We start from the raw sequence: 22,146 nt of genomic DNA, 5'->3' as shown, positions 1-22,146 counted from the left end.
TTTTTATTCTTTTTCTTTTAAATGAAAAATAAATTCGGCATAGGCGGCGCGGTCCTTTTCGGTGCGGTTTAACACTGGCCGTTTATATTGGTTAACAATCATCATGCCGGCTTTTTCCGCAATGGTGGGATAAAGATTAAATTTATCATTGGCGACCAAAAAAACATTATAATCTTTTACCATATATTTTTTTGCATTGCTTATAACCGCCGACACACCATTGACATAGGCCTCCTTTGCTTGGCGACCTTGCCCCATAAATGCTGGGCCAATTTCCGAATCATCAGCACGCGGTAATTGTAATAAATCATAGGCGTAAGCATGCTGTTCGTGATAATCAATCAACCCAACATAGGGTGGCGAAGAAAAAATTCCATTTATTTTTTTTGTTTTTACCATGTCTGCCAGTGTAGGATTTTCTTTTTCTAGGCTATTGATAATGTCAATTTTCGCGCTGTCGCCGACCAAGCAATGTTGTTGCGATGGTTGGCGCAATTTGGCAAAAATGTTAAATCGGGCAAGCGTGTCCTTGCTATAAATCTGCCACCATTTTTGCGCCGAGAACAATGGTTTGCAAATTTTTCCGTGCTTGGCGCAATAGTATGTCTGGCTAACAGGCTTAATCAAGGTTGCCAAATCGCTGTGGGTTGTGGCGCGGGCGGTGCGGGCGGTGCGGCATAGAATAATTGACAAAACTTCTTTTATTTTTTTATCTTCCGCTTTATCGATTTCTTTTTTGATAATATCCAATTCGGTCAGGATATGAGGATGATACCATTGGGTTAAGAAATTTTTATTGGTTGGCGCAAATATGGGAATATTATATTTTTCAATCAACGAAAAAAATGTTGGTAAAAATTCTTTTGCTTTTTCTTCGCCGTAATCGTCGCCCAAACCCTTGGCATGGATGTTATCGATTGCCTCAGCGGTTAAAAAATATCGACTATTAAATTTATAAAGCTCGCTCAGCAATTCATTTTCAAAATTCAATAATTTTGTTTCAGCATTAAATTTTTTTAACGCTAGCGTAATTTTTTCAATAATCTGCGATAAATCGATTGATGATACCATTGCCAATTTGCTGTTGCTAATGATGGCATTGAAGGCAGAAATATCAACCCCGATGGCATTGATTCCCATTTCGGCCGATTGCACCAACGTCGTGCCCGAACCACAAAACGGGTCAAGCACAATATCATTTTTATGAAAGAAAACTTCTTTTTTAAATTCGTCAGTTTTATCGTCTAAAAAATATTCGACCAATTGAGGAATAAATTTTCCTTTATAAGGATGCAGGCGATGCACATGTTTTGTTGTGTCGCTTTCTTTACATTCCGAAAATGATAACCGCCAATTTAGGTCGCTTCCCAATTTTTCTTTCCAAGCGTTTTCGCGTTTATAATGTTGTTCATAATAACGCGACAATTCTGATTTATCGACCTGGATGCCAACCCCGTTGCCCTTATTTTTTATTCGGCCATAGCGCACCAAATAGCTGATGTTGCTTGGGGTGATATTTTTTTGCAAAAAACCCGAAGCCCAATCGCTAGCCTGTTTAGCGGTCAGCCATTCGTTATCGGTTTGTATTAAACTTGTCATGAAATATATTATGGCGAAATTGTAAAGCGATTCGCCTAATCACGACAAGTAAAAATTTACCCCACCAACGTTTTTACCATTGCGCCGGCTTGGGCGGCGTCGATTTTGCCGGGGAATTTTTCTTTCAGGTGGTTCATCACCTTGCCCATGTCTTTTATCGTTGCCGCGCCGGTGGTGGCAATGGCGTCTTTTATCGCCTTTTCCAATTCTGCCCCCTCCATCATCTGCGGTAAAAATTCTTTGATAATGTGGATTTCGGTTTGTTCGGCCTTGGCCAATTCGGGGCGGCCACCCTGTTCATACATGGCGATTGAATCGCGGCGTTGCTTGACCATCGATTGTAACATTTTAATAATGGCGTCGTCGGTGATGCCGTCCTTGCTGTCGGCGGTGCGACCGGCAATGTCCTTGTCTTTTAACGCGGCCTGCATCAGGCGGATGGTTTTTAAGCGCGATTCATTTTTTGCCAACATGGCTTTTTTCATTTCATCGGTGATGGTTTGGCGTAACGACATGTTTTTTCCTTTTTTTCGGTTGGTGAATTTGCTTGCATAATAATTAGAATCGTGGCTTTTTGCAACACGAAACTTGTGGCGATAATTTTATAATGACAAACGAACAAACCCCCGCTTTATTGTTGTTGGCCGACGGCACGGTGTTTCATGGCGTCGCGGTGGGGCACGACCGCGCAACATCGGGCGAGTTATGTTTTAACACCAGCATGACCGGTTACCAAGAAATTTTAACCGACCCGTCATACGCCGGGCAAATTGTTAATTTTACATTTCCGCATATCGGCATTGTTGGTTGCAACGACCGCGATAACGAAACCGATTACGCGCGGAAAAAATCTGCAACAGCGCAAAAAATTTCGGTCGCCGGTGCGGTGTTTCGCGAAATTCCTGATGATGAATTTTCAAATTGGCGCGGGCGGCAAAGCCTGCGCACGTGGTTGCGCGACAATGGCATTCCCGCCATCGCCGGTGTTGACACCCGCGCCCTGACCAAAAAAATTCGCGACAATGGCGCGATGATGGGCATGATAATCAGCAACGCCACCAATGTCGACATCGACCAATTAAAAAAAGATATCAGGAATCAACCCGACCTGACCAATAAAGAATTGGCGAGCGACGCCAGCCGAACCGCACCGCAAGTTTGGGGCGAGGGGGTTTATGAAAAACAACAGGACAAGTATGAATCGGTTGCCGCCAGTACCGGCGACCAATTGGTGGTGGTTTATGATTACGGGATTAAGAATAATATTCTGCGCCTGCTGACCAATTTGTTTGGCGCGGTGCGGGTGGTGAATGCCCGAACGCCGGCGGCCGAGGTGTTGGCAATGAAACCGGCGGGGGTTTTGTTGTCGAACGGCCCGGGTGACCCGGCGGCGACCGCCGATTACGCCGTGCCGATTATTCGCGATTTGCTGGCCGTGCCCGATTTGCCGATATTCGGTATTTGCTTGGGGCATCAATTATTGGCCTTGGCATTGGGCGCCAAGACAAAAAAAATGACGCTGGGGCATCGCGGGGCAAATCACCCGGTGCAAGATTTGGCCAGCAAGAAAGTTTTAATCACCAGCCAAAACCATGGGTTTGTGGTGGACGATGAAACCCTGCCCCCCGAGGTTTCGGTAACCCATCGGTCATTGTTTGACGGGTCGGTGGCGGGGATTAAGGTAACCGGGCGGCCGGTGTTTTCGGTGCAATTCCACCCCGAGGCATCGCCCGGCCCGCAGGAAAATTTTTACCTCTTTAATTTATTTGAAAGTTATGTTATTAAACATAAGAGGGAAATAAATAAAAATGTCCAGCGATAAGACTTATCAAAAACAACACGATGAAATTCAAAAAATAAAAAAAGAGTTGTATCGTTTGCGCGACCATATCGAGCGTAACGATAAAACGCACGATGTTATTGTTAAAGAAGTGGTTGAGATAACCAATTTTAACAAGCAAAAAATTGCTGAATTTAATAAGCAATCAACCATTTTTATTCGTTGGAGTTTCGTATTAACCAGCGTGGCGGTCGCGCTTAGCCTGCCGCATGATTGGCAGGTTAAAATAATAGGCTTTATATCGGGGCTATTTTCGTCACAGCAGTAAAAAAAGATTATGGAAATTAAAGAATTAAATAACGAAATCGAGGATATTCGCAATATCATCAGCCAAGTTAAAAAAGGCTTGGAGCGTAACGATGCAACCCATGTTGGCATTATTCGCAGTGTGTCAAAAATCAAACGCGACAATGAATCCAGCTTTAACGACGTGCGGGCGCATGTCTTGACCCATTGGCGGGTATCGTTGATAGCCTCAGCCATTGGCCTGTTGGCGATAATTTATCGTATCTTTGTGGCGATGCACTAAGGTGCGTCTAATTTTAAGCACGCATTTTTAAGATAGCACGGGGTTACTCCGCGCCCTTTAAAGCGCAATGGGGTTAGTCCGCACCCTTAAGGGCGCAATGGGGTTAGTCCGCGCCCTTAAGGGCGCAATGGGGTTAGTCCGCGCCCTTAAGGGCGCGGGTCGCCGCGCCGTAGGAGAATCCGGCGCGTGCCATTTTTGCCAAATCTTTTTGATATAATTTTCGCGCCGCATCGGGGGCGACGGGTTCGGCATCGTCCATAGCATCATCGGCATTTGATAGCTCGGTATGGTTCGCGCCCGGGCGAAACGCCCCCAATTTTTTGCGCTGGGCGTAATCGCGCGCCAAGGATTCTTCGTCGGTTGGGTTGCGGTCCATCGTGGTGTCATTGTCGATGGTTTCCTTTATGGCTGAAATGGTATCGCGGCCAAAACCTTTCGCGGTTAATTTCATTTCTATTTTTCGCCACGGCAGCAGGCGAACCGCCCATTGGCGGGTTAAGCTCTCGGCCAGCCGTTGGTCATTGATGATGTTTTCGCGTTCCAACGCGGCCAGCAATGTTTCGACCAGCGGTAAAATTTCTTGCTGTGATTGGCTGGTTGGTTTTTTGCGGGCGGCAAATTGAATCAATTTCTGCCGCAACCAATTTTTTGATGGAAATTGTTTTTGCAAATACCACAGGGCGTAATTTTGCAACCGCGCTGGCGTTATCGGCCTTGCGGGCGCGGCATCAGGTTTCGATTTCTTGCCTGGTGGTTTTTCGCCGGCCTGTTGGGTCATGTTTTTTGCCATGGTCGCCTCACAATACCATCACACCATAGCATCATAACCCACGCCCCACCATAGCCAAAAATCCCAACGATTTTTTTGCGTTTAATTTTTGTTGGTTTTTACCAAGCGGATATAGGGGGTGGGGGTTGCCCAACCGGCGGGGAATCGCACCTTGGCATCGGCGTCTGACACCGAACCCATGATGATGGCATCATCGCCCGGGTTCCAATTGGCCGGTGTCGATAATTGTTCCTTCGCCGTTAGTTGCAAGCTGTCGATAACGCGCAAAATTTCAAAAAAATTCCGCCCGGCCGACATCGGGTAGACCAAAATTAATTTTATTTTTTTGTCGGGGCCGATGATAAAAACATTGCGCACCGTGGCATTGTCCTGCGGCGTGCGGCCGTCGCTTTTGTCGCCGGCGGTGGCGGGCAACATGCCGTATAATTTTGCAATTTTTAATTCGGGGTCGCCAATCATGGGATAGGTAACCGCCGCGCCAGAAACTTTTTCAATATCGCCCTTCCATTTTTTATGGTCGGTAACCGGGTCGACCGAAATGCCAATCATCTTGACGCCGCGTTTGTCAAATTCGGGTTTTAATTTTGCCATCGACCCCAATTCGGTGGTGCAAACTGGTGTGAAATCCTTGGGGTGCGAGACAAACATCGCCCAGCCACCATCGATATAATCGTGGAATTTTATAACCCCTTCGGTTGTTTCGGCGGTGAAATCTGGGGCGGTATCGTTTATTTGTAACATGTTTTTTTCCTCTTTGCGGTTGTTGGTGTTTATTCTGTGCTCAGTTTATATTATAACGCCTGACATTGCAATTGGTTTTGCAATCAATCGACATCTTAATTTAATATCTTAAATTTTTAGGGCCTTTATCAAATTATAAATGCTTAAGCCGCTAATCATCAATCCCGCCCAAACATACAAAACCCGCGATGGCGTATTTTTTGCTTGATACAATAAGGTTTTGATTTTTTTCCACAGGGCAACGGCAATATGAAAACCACCTGTGTGGTGATTGGTTGCGAGGCAAAAAAATACAAATCAAATGACCGCGCCAAATAACTTGCCAACCAGCAAGGTTACCGCCATCGCCAATACACCCCACAAAACAACCCGCCCGACCGCGCGGCGCGTTAAGTGATTATCGGCACCGCCCAATTTGGCACCCAGCGCACCCAGCAATGCCAAGGCAAGGATACTTGATAGGATAACCGAAAGGGAAACATAGTTTTCGGGCATGATAATCACCATCAGCAATGGGATGATAGCCCCGACCGAAAAGCTGATGGCCGAGGTAACCGATGCCTGAAGTGGTTGCGCACTGCTAAAATCAGTAATGCCGAGTTCGTCGCGCGCGTGCGCATCCAGCGCGTTATGCTTCGTCAGGGCGATTGCCACCTGACGCGCCAATTTTTTGGGCAGGCCGCGCCATTCGTAAATTGCCGCCAATTCGTTCAATTCGATATCGGGGATACGTTCCAGTTCTTTGCGCTCTTTATCCAAATCGGCCTTTTCAATATCGGCCTGAGAACTGACCGAGACATATTCACCGGTCGCCATTGATAAGGCGCCAGCGCAAAGTCCGGCGACGCCGGCCACCAAAATATTCGATTTGTCGAGGGTTGCCGCCGCCACGCCGACCACCAGGCTGGCCACCGAAATAATCCCGTCATTTGCCCCCAACACCGCGGCGCGAAGCCAACCGGCACGGTGGGTTAAATGTTGTTCGTCGTGGGCCGAGGGTTTTTGCATCAGTTGACCGATGGATGTTGGACCGGATTTTATCACCGATTCCGTCATCGATTTATTCGCGGATTTTTTCAAGGGCTTGCCCGCCGACTTATTTGTCGATTTGCGATGGGGAGAATTTTTTTTACCCGACATGATGTGTTACCTGCTTAGCTATTACATATCATTATTAACATTGAAAGTCTAATAATTATATGTTGCTTGCGCGATGAATAGACAATAGAAATTTTCGCCATCATAAGATAATTTTGTGGTAGAATAAATTATGCTCGGTGATTATAATATTGCTACGTTAGCGATAAGTTAAACATTTTATTGCGTTGGTTTTTAAAAAGGTCTAGTCCTGAATCCTAGGCAAGATGCAAACATGAGCAATAAAAAGAAAATTCTTATTATCACCAATGGCACGCGCGGCGATGTCGACCCCTTTATCGGCTTGGCGCAGGGGTTGATAAAACGCGGCCACACACCAATCATCTGCGCGCCGATAGCTTTTAAAAACGTCATCATGGAGCATGGCATCGATTATGCCTACATGAACAATGGTCTGCCAAAAATTGTTAAGTCGGAGATTGGGCGTAGCATTATGGAAAGCTCGGCATCGGTCATGCGTTATGTGCAATCGGGCGTGCGGGTGAAAGCGATTCTTCGCCCCAGTTACCGCCGCCAATTGGATGAAACCTATCGCGCGGCGCAGAACACCGCGCCCGATTTAATTATTTTTAATCACGTGGCGATTTATGGTTACCATGTTGCGCGTGAATTACATATTCCGGCGATGGTTGCCATATCATCGCCGATATTAATTCCCACCGCCGACATGGCGCATTTGTTGTTTCCGCAATTATCATGGTTGAACAGGTTTGGCGGCTGGTATAACCGAATGACCTATCACGTTTTTTTTAAAATTGTTGAGCTGGTGTCGTTTTTTTTGGTGCGCGAATGGCAGGTAGAAAATAAATTCGAACGTCATTCCAACAAAATTGTTTTTTATAAAAAAGCCATCCACCGCCCGCGCGGCGACAGCAAATCCTTAAGCAAAGCCGTGAATAAATTATTCAATAAACCATTGACTATCATGCACCATTACAGCTCTGCCCTCAGCCCGCGCGCTAAGGATTGGGGCCGCAATATTTTAATTACCGGCTATTGGTTTCGCAAGGATAAAAAACGCCTGTGGCAACCGCCAAAAACCTTGGTTGATTTTATCGCCAAGTGCAAGGCCCAGGGCAAGCCGCCGATTTATGTTGGCTTTGGGTCGATGACGGCAAGTCGCAAAACCATGCAACGGGTGATAACCACCGTCGGTAAAACGGTTGAGGCCACCGACATAAGATTGGTGGTTGGGGTTGGTTGGAGCAAGCATGATTGGCAAGCGATGGCGGTGGATAACCCGGCGGTGGCCGATAGGATTTATTATTTGGATGAAGCGCCGCATGATTGGTTGTTTCCACAGATGGCGGGCATTATGCACCATGGCGGGGCGGGGACAACGGCCGCGGCCTTTCGCGCGATGAAACCCTCCATCATCTGCCCATTTTTTGCCGACCAACATTTTTGGGCGCGGCGGGTGCGGGCGACGCACAGCGGCATTGGTTCGATATCGTTAAAAAAAATCAACCAACGTAATTTGACCGCGGCCTTTCACCAAATAACCACCGATAAAAAAATGATAGCCAATGCAAAAAAAATTGGCGCGCAGATAAACCGCGAAGACGGGGTGGCGGTTGCGATAAAACTTATCGAAGCGATGTAATATCGCCCTCAAGCAGCGAAGCGGTAGGGCGAATATATCGCCACGCAATATAGAAGCAAGTGAAGAACATCCGCTTGCAATTCGTCACGGCTTTGCCGGGACGAAAATATAAAAAAATATCGGTCATCAACAAATCATGGAATGATTTTTTGATAGGTTATTTTGCCCTCAAGCAGCGAAGCGGTAGGGCAAATAAATTGCCCTCAAGCAGCGAAGCGGTAGGGCAAAATTATTGTGTTATGTAATCGATAATAACCTTAAGGTTAAGCACCACCACGATGAGGGTGATAAGGCTGGCGCAGGCCGTCAGCCACCAGGGGGAGACAAATTCACCCATTTTTTTGCGGTTGCTGGTGAATAACACCATCGGGATAATGGCGAAGGGCAATTGCGCGCTCAGGATAACTTGACTCAAAATCAATAATTGATTGGTGCCGGCGGTGCCAAAAAACATACTCACCACGACGGCCGGTATAATCGCCAGCAGGCGCGTTATCAACCGTCGCAACCATGGGGTTAAACGCCAGCCGATGAATCCCTCCATCACCACTTGGCCGGCTATGGTGGCGGTAATGGTGGAGGAAAGGCCGCAGGCCAACAGCGCAACGCCAAATAAAATCGGCGCAAGTTGCGACCCCAGCATCGGTTCGAGGAGGCGGTGGGCTTGCTCGATCCCCACCAAATCGGTTTGACCGCCGTGGAAGAAAATCGCGCTGGCCAAGATGATGATGGAGGCGTTGATAACCAACGCTAGGCTTAGGGCAATGGTTGAATCGATGGTGGCGTATTTAATAGCTTGTTTTTTACCGCTGCTGGTCAATTTAAAGGCGCGGGTTTGCACAATCGCCGAATGCAAATATAAATTATGCGGCATCACCGTGGCGCCGATAATCCCCAAGGCCAAATACAACATGTTGGGGTTGGTGACAATCTCGGGGCTCGGGAAAAAACCCTTCACCACCGCGCCCCAATCGGGGTTGGCAAGAATAAGTTGTAGGCCAAAACAAATCGCAATGATGGTGATAAAGCCAACAATCAAGGCCTCGACCACGCGCATACCTTTATTCAGCAACAACAAAATCAACAACACATCAAGCGCGGTGATGACGACGCCAATCGTCAGCGGAATATGAAAAAGCAGGTTGAGGGCGATGGCGGTGCCGATAACCTCCGCCAGGTCGGTGGCGATGATGGCGATTTCGGCAAGCACCCAAAGAAAAAAATTAAAAGACCGCGGGAAGGCGTCTCGGCAGGCCCGCGCCAGGTCGCGCCCCGATGCCACCCCCAAGCGAATCGCCAGGCCCTGCAAAATAATCGCCATAATATTTGACATCAAGGCCACCACCAACAGGATATAACCAAATTTGGCACCGCCGCTGAGGGAGGTTGCCCAATTCCCCGGGTCCATGTAGCCAATCGCCACCAAGTAACCCGGTCCCATGAAGGCCGCGAGCTTTCTGAATACGTTCGGTTTTGTGGCGCGACCGCCACCAACCTGCCACGACAGGGGGACCGAGCGAAAAACCTCGACCATCGGCGGTTCGCCCGATTTTAAACGCCAGCCACGGTTATTAAGGTTTTTTATGCGGTTTATCATGTATAAGTCTAAATGAGAAAGATTCTCATTTAGACTATAGCACAGGTTGATAATAGCGCAAGTATAAAAAATTAGTTTTATGACGTTAGTTAGTGGCTGAGATGATAAGGATTATAATTGTTCTTGTGGTAGGCATCCTTAGCGGAAGCGTAACATCACGACGAACAAGAAACCGACAACCCCTGGTAATGCAACGGCGCGGGGGCGCAGTATTTTTTTAATTCCGGGGGGATGGATTCGGTGGCCGATTGGTTGAATGGCGATTGGCAAAGCCGCAAAATATCGTTGAGCGGTTGGTAATTTTCTTTTTCGGCTTCCTCTATAACAACTTGCGCCACCCAATTACGCAAAACAAACATTGGGTTATGTGCCGCCATCTGCGCGCGGCGTTGGGCATCGTGCGCATCGCCACATTGCATGGCATAATCGGCGAGGAATTTTTTGCCATCGGCTGATTGGAACAGGTCATATTGCGGCAGGGTGGTTTTATCACCCCCCAGCATGATATGGCTTAGGGTGTAATCGGCCTTTTGCTGTTCCAACAAATTTAACCAATCGGCGATAAATTTTTTGTGCGGAAATTGCTTGTCATTATTTTTTGCATCTGGCAGGCCGAGTTTTTTGACCATGCGTTGATAAAAATAACCTTCAAATTGCGTCGCGAAGGGTTTGATGATGGCTTCGGCGTCGGCTTCGGTCATGACTGGCCGCATCGCAACACCAAGGGCGTAAAGGTTCCACCAGGCGACGCGCGGTTGGTTTTGAAAACTATAACGGCCACCCTCGTCGGTGTGGTTGCAAATATGGGCGGGGTTATATTCTTCCAAAAAACCGAACGGGCCGTAATCGATGGTGTCACCCAGCAACGACATGTTGTCGGTGTTCATCACGCCGTGGCAAAAACCCACGGTTTGCCAATCGGCCATCAGGGCGGCGGTTTTATCAACCACCCACGATAACAAATCGTGATAGGGTTGTTGCGAATTTTTATATTGCGGCAGGTAATAATTAATAACATGGTCGAGCAATGTTTTCACCAATGATTCTTTTTGGGATTCTTTTTGGGATTCTTTTGCTGGGTCTTTGGTCTTATCGGGCTGGTCATGGTTGTGGCAAAAATACTCAACATGGCCGAAACGAATATGGCTGGTGGCGATACGGGTTAGGATGGCACCGGGTTCCCAACGTTCGCGTCGCACCTGCTCACCGCTGGTGACAATGCTCAGGGCGCGCGTCGTTGGAATGTTAAGGCTGGCCATTATCTCGGAACATAAATATTCGCGAATCGTCGAGCGCAGGACGGCGCGGCCATCGGCAAAACGTGAGTAGGGGGTTTTGCCGGCGCCCTTCAACTGCACATCAAACCGCTGGCCGTTTTTATTTTTGATTTGACCGATTAACAGGGCGCGACCATCGCCCAATTGCGGCACCCACACGCCAAATTGGTGGCCGGCATAAACCATGGCGAGGGGGTCGCCACCCGGGATGGCGCGGTTGCCAGAAAAATATTCGGCGAAGGCGGGGTCGCGCGGCGCGGCGGCCTCAAGCCCAATGAGGTCGGCAAGTTTTTGGTTGAATGAAATGAGCTTTGGCTGTTTGGCAAATCCCTCCGCCGCCAGCTTGGTGTAGAATGCCGACGGTAAGGTCGAAAAGATATTATCAAAAACGAGGTTATACAAAATTACTTTATTTTTTCAAACGCGGCCTGCATCACGCCGATGCGTTCCTCGGCAAAGCCAGCCGAGCAAAAGGCGAGGTAGCAACGCCACAGGCGGATAAAATCATCTTTATAGCCGAGTTTTTTTATTTCCTTATATTTTTTATCAAAATTTTCAAGCCACAATTTTAATGTCTTGGCATAGGACAAACCATAATTGAAAACCCCGGTGGTTTTTAAGCCGGCGTTTTTGGCAACCGCGAAAAAACCGGTGGGCGATGGCAAGTAGCCGCCCGGAAAAATAAAGGTGCGAATCATGTCGGTCGATTTTTGGTAATTGTCATAAAATTTGTCATCGATATAAATCGAGGCGATAACCGCGCGGCCACCATCGGCCAGGGCATTGTAAACCGTTTGAAAATAGGAATCCCAAAATTTTCGCCCGACGGCCTCGAACATTTCGATAGAGGCGATGCGGTCATATTTTTTGGTCAGGTGGCGATAATCGAGGTATTCCATGTTGGCGCGTTTTTTCAATCGGTCCTGCGCGTATTTTAATTGTTGGTGCGATAGCGAGATGCCGTGGAAATCGTAATCGCCGCTGTCGACGCTTAATTCGGCAAACGCGCCCCAGCCGCAACCAATTTCCAACAGGCGGCCCGATGGTTTATCGAACACATCAAGAATCCGTTGATTTTTTTGCAATTGCGCGGTTACCAAATCCTCCTTATTATTTTTATAAAGGGCCGACGAATAATTCATGTTTTTATCAAGCCACAATTGATAAAAACTATTACCCAGGTCATAATGCGCTGGAATATTTTTTTTCGACCCAGCCAAGGTGTTTTGTTGAAAAAAATACTTGAGTTTTTCACCCATGTTGCCGACGCGCCGCAACAATTGCCAACCATTTTGCGTCGTCATGTTTTGAAATATCAAGCGGGCGAAGGCAATGAGGTCGTCGCATTCGACATAACCCGCCATGTAGGCGCGGGTGAAGCCGATGCCTTCCTGCAGGATGACCATCGGGAAAAAACGATTATCGGTGATGGTTAATTTTGCCCTATGGCCGGGTTTTTTGCCACCCAAATGTATTTCGCGCCCCGAGGGAAGCGTGACGGTTAGTTGGCCGATTTTAATATTACCGATAGATTGTAAAAATTTTTCGATTAAGGTTTGAGACATGGCGAATGTGATTTTTACGATTATTATTTTTCTATATACCGCGATAGTATAGTTATTTTTAAATCTTGTCAATAATATTAGAATCGTTATAGGATGAAAAAAGAACTTTAAAAGAAACAATTTAATTATGACTGAATTATGACCAAATTTATTCACTTGCGTAATGCCTCGCCCTATTCCTTATCGCGCGGCATGTTGCGGGTAAGGGAAATGGTGGCGGCGGCGCGGCAATATCAGATGCCGGCACTTGCCCTGACCGACCGCGATAATTTTTTTGGCGCGATGGAGTTTTCGCAAACCGCGGTTGAGCAGGGCATTCAACCGATTATCGGCGTCGATGCCGCGGTCGGGTTCGAGCATGACGGGGTGTGGTTGGTGGCGCGCATCGGGTTATTGTGCCAATCGCGGGCGGGGTATCAAAAAATTATCGGTGTGATGAGCGATGCCTATGGCCGGCAAGAACCGGGCACCGATTTTTGCATGCCACTCGAGGCGTTTGAAAATAACGAGGGGGTTATCGCCCTGACCGGCGGGGTGCAGGGGGCGTTGATGCCGCTCCTCCACCGTGGCAAGGAAGAATTGGCAAATGCCTGGTTAGAAAAATTGGCGCGGCTGTTCCCCGGGCGATGCTACGTCGAATTGCAACGCCACCATAATGATATTCGCGAGGATATTATCGAGCGCGCGGCCGAGCCTATGCTGATTGATTTGGCATTTAAAAAATCCTTGCCATTGGTGGCGACCAACGATTGTCATTTTATGACGCCCAATTTGGTGGTGGCGCAATCGGTGTTGATGTGCATCGCGGCGCAAAAAAAACTAACCGATGACGACCACCCGCAACTAACCGCCGAGCATTATTTTAAATCGCCGGCGCAGATGACCGCGTTGTTCGCCGATGTGCCCGAGGCAATTGCGCAAACCAAGGTCATTGCCGAGCGATGCCATTTTATTTTGGAAAAAACCAAACCGATTATTCCGGTGTATCGCGCCAATAAAGTCGTCGCCGGCGCGGCCGGCAAGGGGATGGAAAAAATATCGGCCGGTGCAATACCGGCGGAATTGGAAAACAAACCAGCCGAGGAAATTTTGGCGGTGATTGCCCGCGACCATTTGGTAAAAAAATTAAAATTGTTAAAAATCGAGGACAGCAAATGGCCGGAATATAACAAGCGATTGGATTATGAATTGTCGGTCATTAAGGAAGCCGGCTTTTCCGATTATTTTTTAATCGTTGCCGATTTTATTCGCTACGCCAAGGACAATGGGATTCCGGTTGGGCCCGGGCGGGGGTCGGCGGCTGGCTCCCTCACCGCCTTTAGCCTCGGCATCACCAACCTTGACCCGATTCATTACGGGTTATTTTTTGAACGATTTTTGAACCCGGGGCGGATTGAAATGCCCGACGTCGATATCGATTTTTGCCAAGAACGCCGCGACGAGGTTTTGCAATATGTTAAGGAAAAATACGGTGAGACCCACGTGGCGCAGATTATAACCTTTGGTTCGTTGCAGGCGCGTGCCGCGATTCGCGATGTTGGTCGCGTGCTCGGCCACCCCTATGGCAAGATAGACGACATTGCCAAATTGATACCCTTTCGGTTTGAGGCGGCGGCCGTGGTCGATGAAGGTGCCGAAACCGAAGAAGAAAAGGAAAAGCGTAATCGCAAATTGCCGCTCGCCCTGCAACAATCGCCCGATTTAAAAAAACTATATGATGGCGATGAGGTCACCCGCCAAGTGATGGACATGGCGCAAATGCTTGAGGGGTTATATCGCCACGCCGCAACGCACGCCGCCGGCGTTGTCATGGCCGGACGACCGTTGAAGGAAGTGGTGCCGCTTTACCGCGATGCCAAAAGCGATGGCAATTTGCTGATGACGCAATTTTCGATGAAGTCGGCCGAATTGGCTGGGTTGTTAAAATTTGATTTCTTGGGGTTGACGACCCTGAGCATCATGGACCGCTGTATCAGAAAAATAAAAGAACAACGCGGCATCGATATTAACCTTGATACGATTCCGCTGGATGATAAAAAAACCTTCGAGGTTTTTTGTCAATCGAAAACCATCGGTATATTTCAATTTGAATCCGACGGCATCACCGATTTGTTGTTTAAAATGCAACCCGATAGGCTGGAGCATCTTATCGCCGCGGTCGCGCTTTACCGCCCGGGGCCGATGGATTTGATTCCAAGTTACTTGGCGCGCCGCGCTGGCAAGGAAAAAATCGAATATGACCACCCGTCGCTCCACCAGGTATTGGCCGAAACCAATGGCCTGCCGATTTATCAAGAGCAGGTTATTGAAATTGCTCGCGTGTTTGCCGGATTTTCGGCGGGTGATGCCGACGTGTTCCGAAAAGCAATGGGTAAAAAAGATAAGAAAAAAATGGCGATTATGAAGGCCGACTTCATCAAGGGGGCGATGGAAAAACATAAGGTCGGGGAAGGACTTGCCAATAAAATTTTTGACATGGTCGAAAAATTTGCTGGCTACGGGTTTAATAAATCACACTCCGCGGCCTATGGGCTGGTGGCCTATCAAACGGCTTATTTGAAGACGCATTACCCGGTTGAATTCATGGCGGCCAACATGACCTTTGGCATGGGCGACACCGACCGCTTGGCGGTGTTGATGGCCGAGGCCAAGACAATGGGGATAGAGGTCTTGCCGCCCAATGTCTTGTCGTCCGACGTGTTGTTCGAGGTATGTTATGACGATGAAGAAAAACCAACCGCCATCAATTATGGCTTGGCGGCGTTAAAAAATGTCGGGGTCAAGGCGGTGCGGGCACTGACACTGGCGCGTGGCGCGACCGGCAAAACCGCCAACAAACAAATCAACAGCCTGTGGGATTTTTTTCAATCGATGCCCGCCGACACCGCGATATTTAACAAAAGAATGTTGGAGAGCATGGCGTCGGCCGGCGCGTTTGATAGCATTCACGCCAATCGGCGGGAGGTGTTTGAGAACATCCCCCTGGTGTTAAAATTCATGTCGGCGATGGAGAAGGAAAGCGAGAACGGCACGACGTCGCTGTTTCACCAAGATGAAGAATTTGACAAAAACATGGTGCAACCGCTCGACCAATTTGCGCCGTGGCAAGAAAAAGAATTGGGGCAACGCGAATTGGAATCCTTCGGGTTTTATTTTGCGCATCACCCATTGCGCGGGTTTGAAACCCTGGCCGAGGATTACACCCTGACGCCCATCAACGAATTAAAACAATTGGTCGGCGGCAAGGTTAATGTTTTGGCGGTGATAAACGAGGTGCGGGTGCGCCAGACCAAGGCGGGCAAAGATTTTTATGTGTTGACCTTAAGCGACAGCGGCGGCGATATTGATATTAATTATTTCGACGCCAATAAAAAAATTAAAGAATTTTTAATCCCCAATGAAAAAATTTTTATCGAGGTTGAAATCACCCAAGATAAAAATGACAACACGCGTTTTTATCGCAACATTCGCAAAATTGTTCGCGCCGCCGATATGGTTAGCGAAAAGGGCAGTAGCGCGGGGTTCAGCAAAAACCCGGTGGCACAAAAAATGACCGACGCGCCGAAAAAAGATTCCTACAAATTATTAAAAATAAAACTATACGACGGGGTAGAAGGGCAATCGCAATTGCCATTGCTTCGCGATATTTTAAAACAGCAGAAAGAAGGTTACGGCCAGGTGCGGGTCGAATTGCAATTGCCGGAAAAAATGGTGACGATGGATTTGGGATTATCGCTGTCGATTCACGGCGATATTGCGCAATCGTTGCACCAAATAAAAAACATGGAATTTTCGCTGGAAAATTAATTGCAGATTTGACAGCAAAATTGGTTAGCAAGGTGCTAGCGGTTGCAAATTGCGCAATAATGTGGCAAAGCAAGATTGAAAAAAATAATTATCGTTTTTTCATTATCGTGCGGGTGTGGCGGAATGGTAGACGCAACGGACTTAAAATCCGTTTCTTTTTAATGAGAGTGTGGGTTCAAGTCCCTCCATCCGCACCAAAGCCCGCGCAAGGCCTGACCCAAGTTATAAAAACCTTTTCCATTTTTATGTTTTATATTTCAACCCGCGGCGACAACCAGCCACTAACTTTTAGCGAGGTTGTGCTAAAGGGGCTGGCGCCCGATGGCGGGTTATATGTGCCGGCAAAACCGCCGGTTCTCTCTGACGATTTGTTGCGGCGCGGCCACGAATTATCGCTTATCGATTTTGCCGTCGAATTATTATCGCCATTTATCGCCGACGACAAAATTGTTGGCCGTGATGATTTGCGCAAATTTCTGGCCGCGTCCTTGGCTTTATTTGCCGACCAAACTGAAAAATCTTGGCCACCGCTTTATAAAAATATCTGGCTGTTGGAATTATTTCATGGCCCGACGCTGTCTTTTAAAGACGTCGCGATGCAATTCCTCGGGCAATTGTTTGACCATATCTTGACCAGGCTGGATAAAAAAATAACCATCGTGGCGGCGACGTCGGGGGATACAGGCTCGGCGGCGATTCATGCCTTTCGCCGGGTGAAGCGGGCGCAGGTGGTGGTGTTCCACCCGGCGGGCAAGGTATCACAATTCCAGCAAAAACAAATGACGACGGTGCAGGACGATAATATTCACAACATCGCCATCCGTGGCAGTTTTGACGATTGCCAAGACATGGTGAAGCAATTGTTCGCCACGCCCGATTTGGCAACGCGTTATGGTTTTTCGGCGGTGAATTCTATCAATTGGGCCAGGGTGATGATGCAGATGGTTTATCACGCGCGGGCCGCGGTGATGTTGCACCACCAAACCAAGCAAGCGATAAATATCGCCGTGCCATCCGGCAATTTTGGCAACATGCTGGCGGGGTATTATGTTCGGCAGATGGGTTTTCCCGTGGATAAATTATTGGTCGCGACCAACGAGAATGATATTCTTTATCGTTTTTTTAACGACAACAACATGACCGTGGCGCAGGTCAAGCAAACCCATTCGCCGAGCATGGATATTCAGATTTCGAGTAACCTTGAACGTTATCTATATGAATTGTTCGGCCGCGATGCCGCAGTGTTAAAGGAAAAAATGATAACATTTCGCAAAACCGGTAAATTATTGTTGTCGCCAGAGATTTATAAAAAAGCACAGCATGATTTTTTGGCGGTGCGTGTCGGCAATGATGATAACCTGCGGGCGATGAAGGATTGGTTCGACAAAACCGGCAAATTGTTTGACCCGCACAGCACCATCGCCCTGCGCGCGTTGGAAAACCATTGCGATGCTGGCGGCGAAGAATCGGAATCCCCATGGTTGGCCTTGGCGACCGCCGATGCGCGAAAATTTTCGGTGGCGATTGATAGGGCGGGCATGCCGCAACCGCCATTGAGCGATGATTTAAAAACCATGTTGGCAATGCCGGAAAAATTAACCATCTTGGATAATGATATTCAATCGGTCGCGCAATATCTTGCAGGCAATTTGGTGTAGGCAAAATTAATACAGATGAAATTGTTGCAACGGCAAAAACATCACATTGTCTTTTGGTTTTTTCGCCGCGTCGTTGATGGGGCGGATAATCAAACCATGGCTGTCGTATAAAAATTTTAACATCGAGCTATCCTGAGTCGCCAGCGGCGCAACGCGGCCATCAACTATTTTTGCCCGCATGTAATCTTGGCGCGCGCCATTTGCGGGCATGGCCACCGCCAGCGGCATTGTCACCGCCATGTCATCCAACAACCGCGGCATTTGCCCTTGCAATTTTTTTATCATCGCTGGAATGAAAATCAAACCGGTGATAAGGGCCGATGCCGGATTCCCCGGCAGGCCCAAAAAATGCGTGCGCCCGCCATGCAGGTTGCCAACGATGATTGGTTTCCCCGGGCGCATGGCGATTCGCCAAAAATCGATACGGCCGCGTAATTTGTATTTTTTATTATCGATGACTTCCTTAACAAAATCTTTCTCGCCGACCGACGCGCCACCGGTGGTGACCACCGCATCGCAATTTTTGGCGCGCATTAATTTTTTGGCAAGATCGCTTGGGTTGTCGCGCGCCACGCCCAAATCAACCGCCACGCCGCCGCTGTTGGTTATCAGGGCGCACAGGCTGTAGCTATTGGTCGGGTGAATTTGATGCGGTTGCAATTTTTTGCCGATAGGTTGCAATTCGTCGCCGGTTGATAAAACGCCAATAATTGGTTTGCGCTTGATGGTAATTTTTTTTTGCCCGCTGGCAACCATTAACGACAGGCCGCGTGCCGTGATAACATCACCCACCGCCATCAATTCATCGCCCTTTTTAAAATCCAATCCGGCAGGGCGAACAAAATTATTTTTGGCTGGTTTTTCATTGATGATGACCTGGTTATTTTTGGTTTGGGTGTTTTCGACAATCACCACGGCGTCGGCATTTTTTGGCAGAAGCCCGCCGGTAAAAATCTTTATCGCTTCACCGCGCGCTAAGGGTTTGCTATGCGGCGCACCGGCGTGGCTGGCACCGACAATCGGCAGGGTGCAGGGGATGGTGGCAATATCATCGGCCCGCACCGCGAAACCATCCATCGCCGACATGGCGGCCTGGGGCATGGTCAGTTGCGCCACCACCGGTTTTGCCAAAATTTGCCCGATAAGTTGCTGGAGGGTTTTATCAATGTCCGTTGTCAATGTTACCGACACGGCATCGCTTGGCTTGATTGGTTTTATACCTGCCATCAGCAATGTAAAGGATTCGCGTACCGATTGCATGGTTGCGTTATGATTCCTTTATTTTTTTATTATTTATTTCAGGTAGGCCGCACGTAAGTTTCGTAAAAATTCGATAGCCTGCGGCAAGGCAACCTCGTCGCGCTTGCCGGTTTTGCGGTCTTTGATTTCAACCATGCCGGCGGCCAGGGATTTTGGCCCGAGAATTATTTGGAATGATATGCCGAGCAGGTCATGTTCGGCAAATTTTTCCCCGGCCCGCAGGTCGCGGTCGTCAAGCATAATCGACAGGCCGGCCTGCAACAATTCCTGCGACAATTGTTCGCAGGCGGCGTCTAATTTTTCATCGCCGGCCTTTAGGTTGAGCACCGCAACATCGTAGGGCGAAACCGATGGATGCCAAATAATGCCATGGTCATCGTGGTTGGCCTCTATCATGCCGCCGACCAGCCGCGACACGCCAATGCCGTAGGAGCCGCTTTGCACCGGCACCAAATTGCCGGTTGGGTCTTGGACGACGGCCTTCATCGGTTTTGAATATTTATCGCCGAAGAAGAAAATATGCCCGACCTCAATACCGCGCGCCGATAGTTGGTTTTCGGCGGGTAGTTTTTTAAAAGCCGCCTCGTCAAATTTTTCCTCGGTCGCGGCAAATGGCGTCGTCCAATTTTTTATCACCGCGCTTAAATCTTTTTCATAATCGATGCCGCCATCGAGCGGGTTCAGCGACAGGATGGTTTTATCGCAAAAAACTTGGCTTTCGCCGGTGTCGGCCAGAATGATAAATTCGTGCGATGAATCGCCGCCGATGGGGCCGGTGTCGGCCTGCATCGGGATGGCGGTTAAGCCGAGCCGCGCAAAGGTGCGCAAATAGGAAACAAAAATTTTCTGGTAGGCGCGCTTGCCCTGCGCCGCGTCGTAATCGAACGAATAACCGTCCTTCATCAAAAATTCGCGGCCGCGCATCACCCCGAATCGCGGGCGAATTTCATCGCGAAACTTCCAATGGATTTGGTAAAGATTTTGCGGCAGGTGTTTGTAAGATTTTATGCTGTCGCGAAAAATGGATGTCACCACTTCCTCGGCGGTTGGGCCATAAAGCAGGTCGCGGTCGCCGCGGTCTTTAACCCGCAACATCTCCTTGCCGTAATCTTCGTAACGGCCGGATTCTTGCCATAGCTCGGCCGGTTGGATGGTCGGCATCATAATTTCCTGCGCACCGGTTTTTGCCTGTTCTTCACGGATGATATTGGCGATTTTGTTCATGACGCGTAGGCCCAGCGGTAGCCAGCTGTAAAGCCCGGCCGATAATTGTTTTATCATGCCAGCGCGGAGCATCAAGCGGTGCGAGACAATTTGCGCCTCGGCCGGGTTTTCCTTGAGCGTCGGCAGGAAGGCCTGGCTCAGGCGTAGGAAGTCGATAGATGGCGGTGTTTTGTGCATAATGATAATAACTTGCTAGCCAATTAACAATTATTTGTCAAAATCTTCGAGCGTTGGCAAAATATGAAAATGTTGCAGGGTAATGATAATGACAAGCAACAGCGCGGTGATGGCAAATGATAACAGAATTTTTTTGCCGACTTGTGGATTGGCCGGGCCGGATGTCGCGTGACCCTTGCCAATTTTTTTTGGCGGTTCGGGGTGGAAAAGTGGCAGGCACATGAAAAACACACCGACCCAAATGGTTATAAAATAAACCAAGTAGGAAAAGAAACCGCTGACCAATGCCACCATGTTACACCTGTTCCAATTCTATCAAGGTGCCGTGAAAATCCTTGGGGTGAAGAAACAGCACCGGTTTATCATGCGCGCCGATGGTTGGCTCGCCACTGCCCAATATATTATAGCCCTGGGCACGCAATTGGTCGCGGGCTTTTAAAATATCGGTGACCTCGTAACACAGGTGGTGGATGCCGCCGCTCGGGTTTTTTTTTAAAAAATTTGCGATGGGGGATTTATCGTCAAGCGGGTGGATGAGTTCGATTTTGGTGTTTGGTAGGGTGATAAAAACCACCGCCACGCCATGGGCGGGCAGGGGGGTGACGTTTGATACCGCAACGCCAAATGATTGTTGGTAATCGGCGCGTGCCCGTTCGATATCGGGCACGGCGATGGCGATATGGTTGAGGCGTTTTAGCAGGGATGTTGTGGCGGGCATTATCGGCGACGGTGATGATTGCAACGGGGTGTTAGCGGGTTGGGGCAAGGCTTCGTCCATAAATCCATTGATAACATTATTCGCATCGCGATTCAATTTGTTTGCGCGGCCGGTGATTGCTTAAGTCGCGATTTTTTTTTGGGATATTTTAGCAATAAGCTATAAGTTTGGCGGTTTGCCGGTGGCAACGGTGATTTCCCTTGCAATTTGCCAAGTGGCAAGGTAAGGGGTGGTTGTTCAAAATTTTTTTGACCCCATCGTCTAGCGGTTAGGACGGAACCCTTTCACGGTTCAAACACGGGTTCGATTCCCGTTGGGGTCGCCAGAACCCAATCAAATAAAATTGGGGTCGCCAGAACCCCAATCAAATAAAATTGGGGTCGCCAGAACCCAATCAAATAAAATTGGGGTCGCCAGAACCTCCAAATTATAAAATCGCAACATTAAAGGGTTAAGTGGGTGGTGGTCGCCAAGCGAATGAAAAGCCACAATTAAATTAAAGGAAATTTTTACGCTGAAAGGTTTTGTAAAGCCCAATAACCCCCAGCGTGCGGCGTAATAATACATTAATGGGATTTTTAATAACAATAGGGTTTTTAAAAA

The 22,146-nt window shown here is 48.4% G+C and carries 18 protein-coding genes and 2 tRNA genes; 8 read left to right on the top strand and 12 right to left on the bottom strand.

What is annotated here, in order from left to right; all coding sequences use genetic code 11:
• Positions 1 to 3: 3 nt before the first annotated feature.
• Together QM529_04860 and QM529_04855 are read right to left on the bottom strand one after the other, a co-directional pair.
• Positions 4 to 1,599 carry a DNA methyltransferase gene (locus tag QM529_04860; GenBank protein MDI9313987.1) on the bottom strand — a complete coding sequence of 532 codons (1,596 nt, stop codon included), beginning with the start codon at positions 1,597 to 1,599 and terminating at the stop codon, positions 4 to 6.
• Positions 1,600 to 1,655: 56 nt separating this feature from the next.
• A complete protein-coding gene (locus tag QM529_04855) occupies positions 1,656 to 2,114 on the bottom strand; it encodes a GatB/YqeY domain-containing protein (GenBank protein ID MDI9313986.1) in 459 nt (152 codons plus the stop codon).
• Between the two features lie 92 nt (positions 2,115 to 2,206).
• Here QM529_04855 and carA point away from each other — a divergent pair, with 92 nt between their 5' ends.
• From carA to QM529_04840, 3 genes are read left to right on the top strand one after another with little or no spacing between them, the layout of a single operon-like run.
• The gene (carA, locus tag QM529_04850) at positions 2,207 to 3,421 is read left to right on the top strand and encodes a glutamine-hydrolyzing carbamoyl-phosphate synthase small subunit (GenBank protein MDI9313985.1); all 1,215 of its coding nucleotides are present in this window, start codon (positions 2,207 to 2,209) and stop codon (positions 3,419 to 3,421) included.
• The gene (locus QM529_04845; protein ID MDI9313984.1) at positions 3,408 to 3,707 is read left to right on the top strand and encodes a hypothetical protein; all 300 of its coding nucleotides are present in this window, start codon (positions 3,408 to 3,410) and stop codon (positions 3,705 to 3,707) included. The genes carA and QM529_04845 overlap by 14 nt, the downstream gene beginning before the upstream one ends.
• Positions 3,708 to 3,716: 9 nt before the next feature.
• Positions 3,717 to 3,968, top strand: a complete 252-nt coding sequence (locus QM529_04840) for a hypothetical protein (GenBank protein MDI9313983.1) — start codon at positions 3,717 to 3,719, stop codon at positions 3,966 to 3,968.
• A gap of 133 nt (positions 3,969 to 4,101) precedes the next feature.
• Here QM529_04840 and QM529_04835 read toward each other — a convergent pair whose 3' ends face one another.
• The 3 genes from QM529_04835 to QM529_04825 form a co-directional block, all read right to left on the bottom strand.
• Positions 4,102 to 4,758 carry a RecX family transcriptional regulator gene (locus QM529_04835; GenBank protein MDI9313982.1) on the bottom strand — a complete coding sequence of 219 codons (657 nt, stop codon included), beginning with the start codon at positions 4,756 to 4,758 and terminating at the stop codon, positions 4,102 to 4,104.
• Positions 4,759 to 4,839: 81 nt separating this feature from the next.
• Positions 4,840 to 5,499: a peroxiredoxin gene (locus QM529_04830; GenBank protein ID MDI9313981.1), complete on the bottom strand. Its 660-nt coding sequence runs from the start codon at positions 5,497 to 5,499 to the stop codon at positions 4,840 to 4,842.
• Between the two features lie 297 nt (positions 5,500 to 5,796).
• Complete coding sequence (locus QM529_04825) at positions 5,797 to 6,639, bottom strand: VIT family protein (protein ID MDI9313980.1); 843 nt, start codon at positions 6,637 to 6,639, stop codon at positions 5,797 to 5,799.
• Positions 6,640 to 6,871: 232 nt separating this feature from the next.
• On the opposite strand from QM529_04825, the gene QM529_04820 reads away from it, so the two are divergent.
• Positions 6,872 to 8,260, top strand: a complete 1,389-nt coding sequence (locus tag QM529_04820; protein ID MDI9313979.1) for a glycosyltransferase — start codon at positions 6,872 to 6,874, stop codon at positions 8,258 to 8,260.
• A gap of 229 nt (positions 8,261 to 8,489) precedes the next feature.
• Here QM529_04820 and QM529_04815 read toward each other — a convergent pair whose 3' ends face one another.
• The 3 genes from QM529_04815 to QM529_04805 form a co-directional block, all read right to left on the bottom strand.
• A complete protein-coding gene (locus QM529_04815; protein MDI9313978.1) occupies positions 8,490 to 9,857 on the bottom strand; it encodes an Nramp family divalent metal transporter in 1,368 nt (455 codons plus the stop codon).
• Positions 9,858 to 10,012: 155 nt separating this feature from the next.
• Complete coding sequence (locus QM529_04810; protein MDI9313977.1) at positions 10,013 to 11,536, bottom strand: YdiU family protein; 1,524 nt, start codon at positions 11,534 to 11,536, stop codon at positions 10,013 to 10,015.
• Between the two features lie 2 nt (positions 11,537 to 11,538).
• Positions 11,539 to 12,699, bottom strand: a complete 1,161-nt coding sequence (locus QM529_04805) for a cyclopropane-fatty-acyl-phospholipid synthase family protein (GenBank protein ID MDI9313976.1) — start codon at positions 12,697 to 12,699, stop codon at positions 11,539 to 11,541.
• 138 nt (positions 12,700 to 12,837) lie between these two features.
• Here QM529_04805 and dnaE point away from each other — a divergent pair, with 138 nt between their 5' ends.
• The 3 genes from dnaE (at position 12,838) to thrC (ending at position 18,164) form a co-directional block, all read left to right on the top strand.
• Positions 12,838 to 16,506 (top strand): DNA polymerase III subunit alpha, encoded by a 3,669-nt coding sequence (dnaE, locus tag QM529_04800; GenBank protein ID MDI9313975.1) that lies wholly within the window; start codon positions 12,838 to 12,840, stop codon positions 16,504 to 16,506.
• 109 nt (positions 16,507 to 16,615) lie between these two features.
• A tRNA-Leu gene (locus QM529_04795) sits at positions 16,616 to 16,703 on the top strand.
• A 48-nt stretch (positions 16,704 to 16,751) separates the two neighbouring features.
• Positions 16,752 to 18,164, top strand: a complete 1,413-nt coding sequence (thrC, locus tag QM529_04790; protein ID MDI9313974.1) for a threonine synthase — start codon at positions 16,752 to 16,754, stop codon at positions 18,162 to 18,164.
• Between the two features lie 6 nt (positions 18,165 to 18,170).
• Here thrC and QM529_04785 read toward each other — a convergent pair whose 3' ends face one another.
• The 4 genes from QM529_04785 to mce are packed head-to-tail and all read right to left on the bottom strand — an operon-like array spanning position 18,171 to position 21,639.
• Positions 18,171 to 19,424, bottom strand: coding sequence for a molybdopterin molybdotransferase MoeA (locus tag QM529_04785; protein ID MDI9313973.1), 1,254 nt, complete (start codon positions 19,422 to 19,424; stop codon positions 18,171 to 18,173).
• A gap of 33 nt (positions 19,425 to 19,457) precedes the next feature.
• Positions 19,458 to 20,825: a proline--tRNA ligase gene (locus QM529_04780; protein ID MDI9313972.1), complete on the bottom strand. Its 1,368-nt coding sequence runs from the start codon at positions 20,823 to 20,825 to the stop codon at positions 19,458 to 19,460.
• Positions 20,826 to 20,855: 30 nt separating this feature from the next.
• A complete protein-coding gene (locus QM529_04775) occupies positions 20,856 to 21,119 on the bottom strand; it encodes a DUF1467 family protein (GenBank protein MDI9313971.1) in 264 nt (87 codons plus the stop codon).
• A 1-nt stretch (position 21,120) separates the two neighbouring features.
• The gene (gene mce / locus QM529_04770; GenBank protein ID MDI9313970.1) at positions 21,121 to 21,639 is read right to left on the bottom strand and encodes a methylmalonyl-CoA epimerase; all 519 of its coding nucleotides are present in this window, start codon (positions 21,637 to 21,639) and stop codon (positions 21,121 to 21,123) included.
• 154 nt (positions 21,640 to 21,793) lie between these two features.
• On the opposite strand from mce, the gene QM529_04765 reads away from it, so the two are divergent.
• Positions 21,794 to 21,868 (top strand) — tRNA-Glu (locus QM529_04765).
• Positions 21,869 to 22,146: the final 278 nt, after the last annotated feature.

Source organism: Hydrotalea sp., from assembly GCA_030054115.1.
Taxonomy (GTDB): Bacteria; Pseudomonadota; Alphaproteobacteria; order JASGCL01; family JASGCL01; genus JASGCL01.
This window is presented reverse-complemented; position numbering and strand designations above follow the sequence as displayed.

Bases quoted from the DNA above. Each gene is read 5' to 3' on its own strand.
- QM529_04845 (MDI9313984.1), top strand. From the start codon at position 3,408: ATGTCCAGCGATAAGACTTATCAAAAACAACACGATGAAATTCAAAAA.
- dnaE (MDI9313975.1), top strand. From the start codon at position 12,838: ATGACCAAATTTATTCACTTGCGTAATGCCTCGCCCTATTCCTTATCG.
- QM529_04805 (MDI9313976.1), bottom strand. From the start codon at position 12,699: ATGTCTCAAACCTTAATCGAAAAATTTTTACAATCTATCGGTAATATT.
- QM529_04835 (MDI9313982.1), bottom strand. From the start codon at position 4,758: ATGGCAAAAAACATGACCCAACAGGCCGGCGAAAAACCACCAGGCAAG.
- QM529_04855 (MDI9313986.1), bottom strand. From the start codon at position 2,114: ATGTCGTTACGCCAAACCATCACCGATGAAATGAAAAAAGCCATGTTG.
- QM529_04830 (MDI9313981.1), bottom strand. From the start codon at position 5,499: ATGTTACAAATAAACGATACCGCCCCAGATTTCACCGCCGAAACAACC.
- carA (MDI9313985.1), top strand. From the start codon at position 2,207: ATGACAAACGAACAAACCCCCGCTTTATTGTTGTTGGCCGACGGCACG.
- QM529_04775 (MDI9313971.1), bottom strand. From the start codon at position 21,119: ATGGTGGCATTGGTCAGCGGTTTCTTTTCCTACTTGGTTTATTTTATA.
- QM529_04825 (MDI9313980.1), bottom strand. From the start codon at position 6,639: ATGTCGGGTAAAAAAAATTCTCCCCATCGCAAATCGACAAATAAGTCG.
- QM529_04840 (MDI9313983.1), top strand. From the start codon at position 3,717: ATGGAAATTAAAGAATTAAATAACGAAATCGAGGATATTCGCAATATC.
- QM529_04815 (MDI9313978.1), bottom strand. From the start codon at position 9,857: ATGATAAACCGCATAAAAAACCTTAATAACCGTGGCTGGCGTTTAAAA.
- thrC (MDI9313974.1), top strand. From the start codon at position 16,752: ATGTTTTATATTTCAACCCGCGGCGACAACCAGCCACTAACTTTTAGC.
- QM529_04780 (MDI9313972.1), bottom strand. From the start codon at position 20,825: ATGCACAAAACACCGCCATCTATCGACTTCCTACGCCTGAGCCAGGCC.
- QM529_04860 (MDI9313987.1), bottom strand. From the start codon at position 1,599: ATGACAAGTTTAATACAAACCGATAACGAATGGCTGACCGCTAAACAG.
- QM529_04785 (MDI9313973.1), bottom strand. From the start codon at position 19,424: ATGCAATCGGTACGCGAATCCTTTACATTGCTGATGGCAGGTATAAAA.
- QM529_04820 (MDI9313979.1), top strand. From the start codon at position 6,872: ATGAGCAATAAAAAGAAAATTCTTATTATCACCAATGGCACGCGCGGC.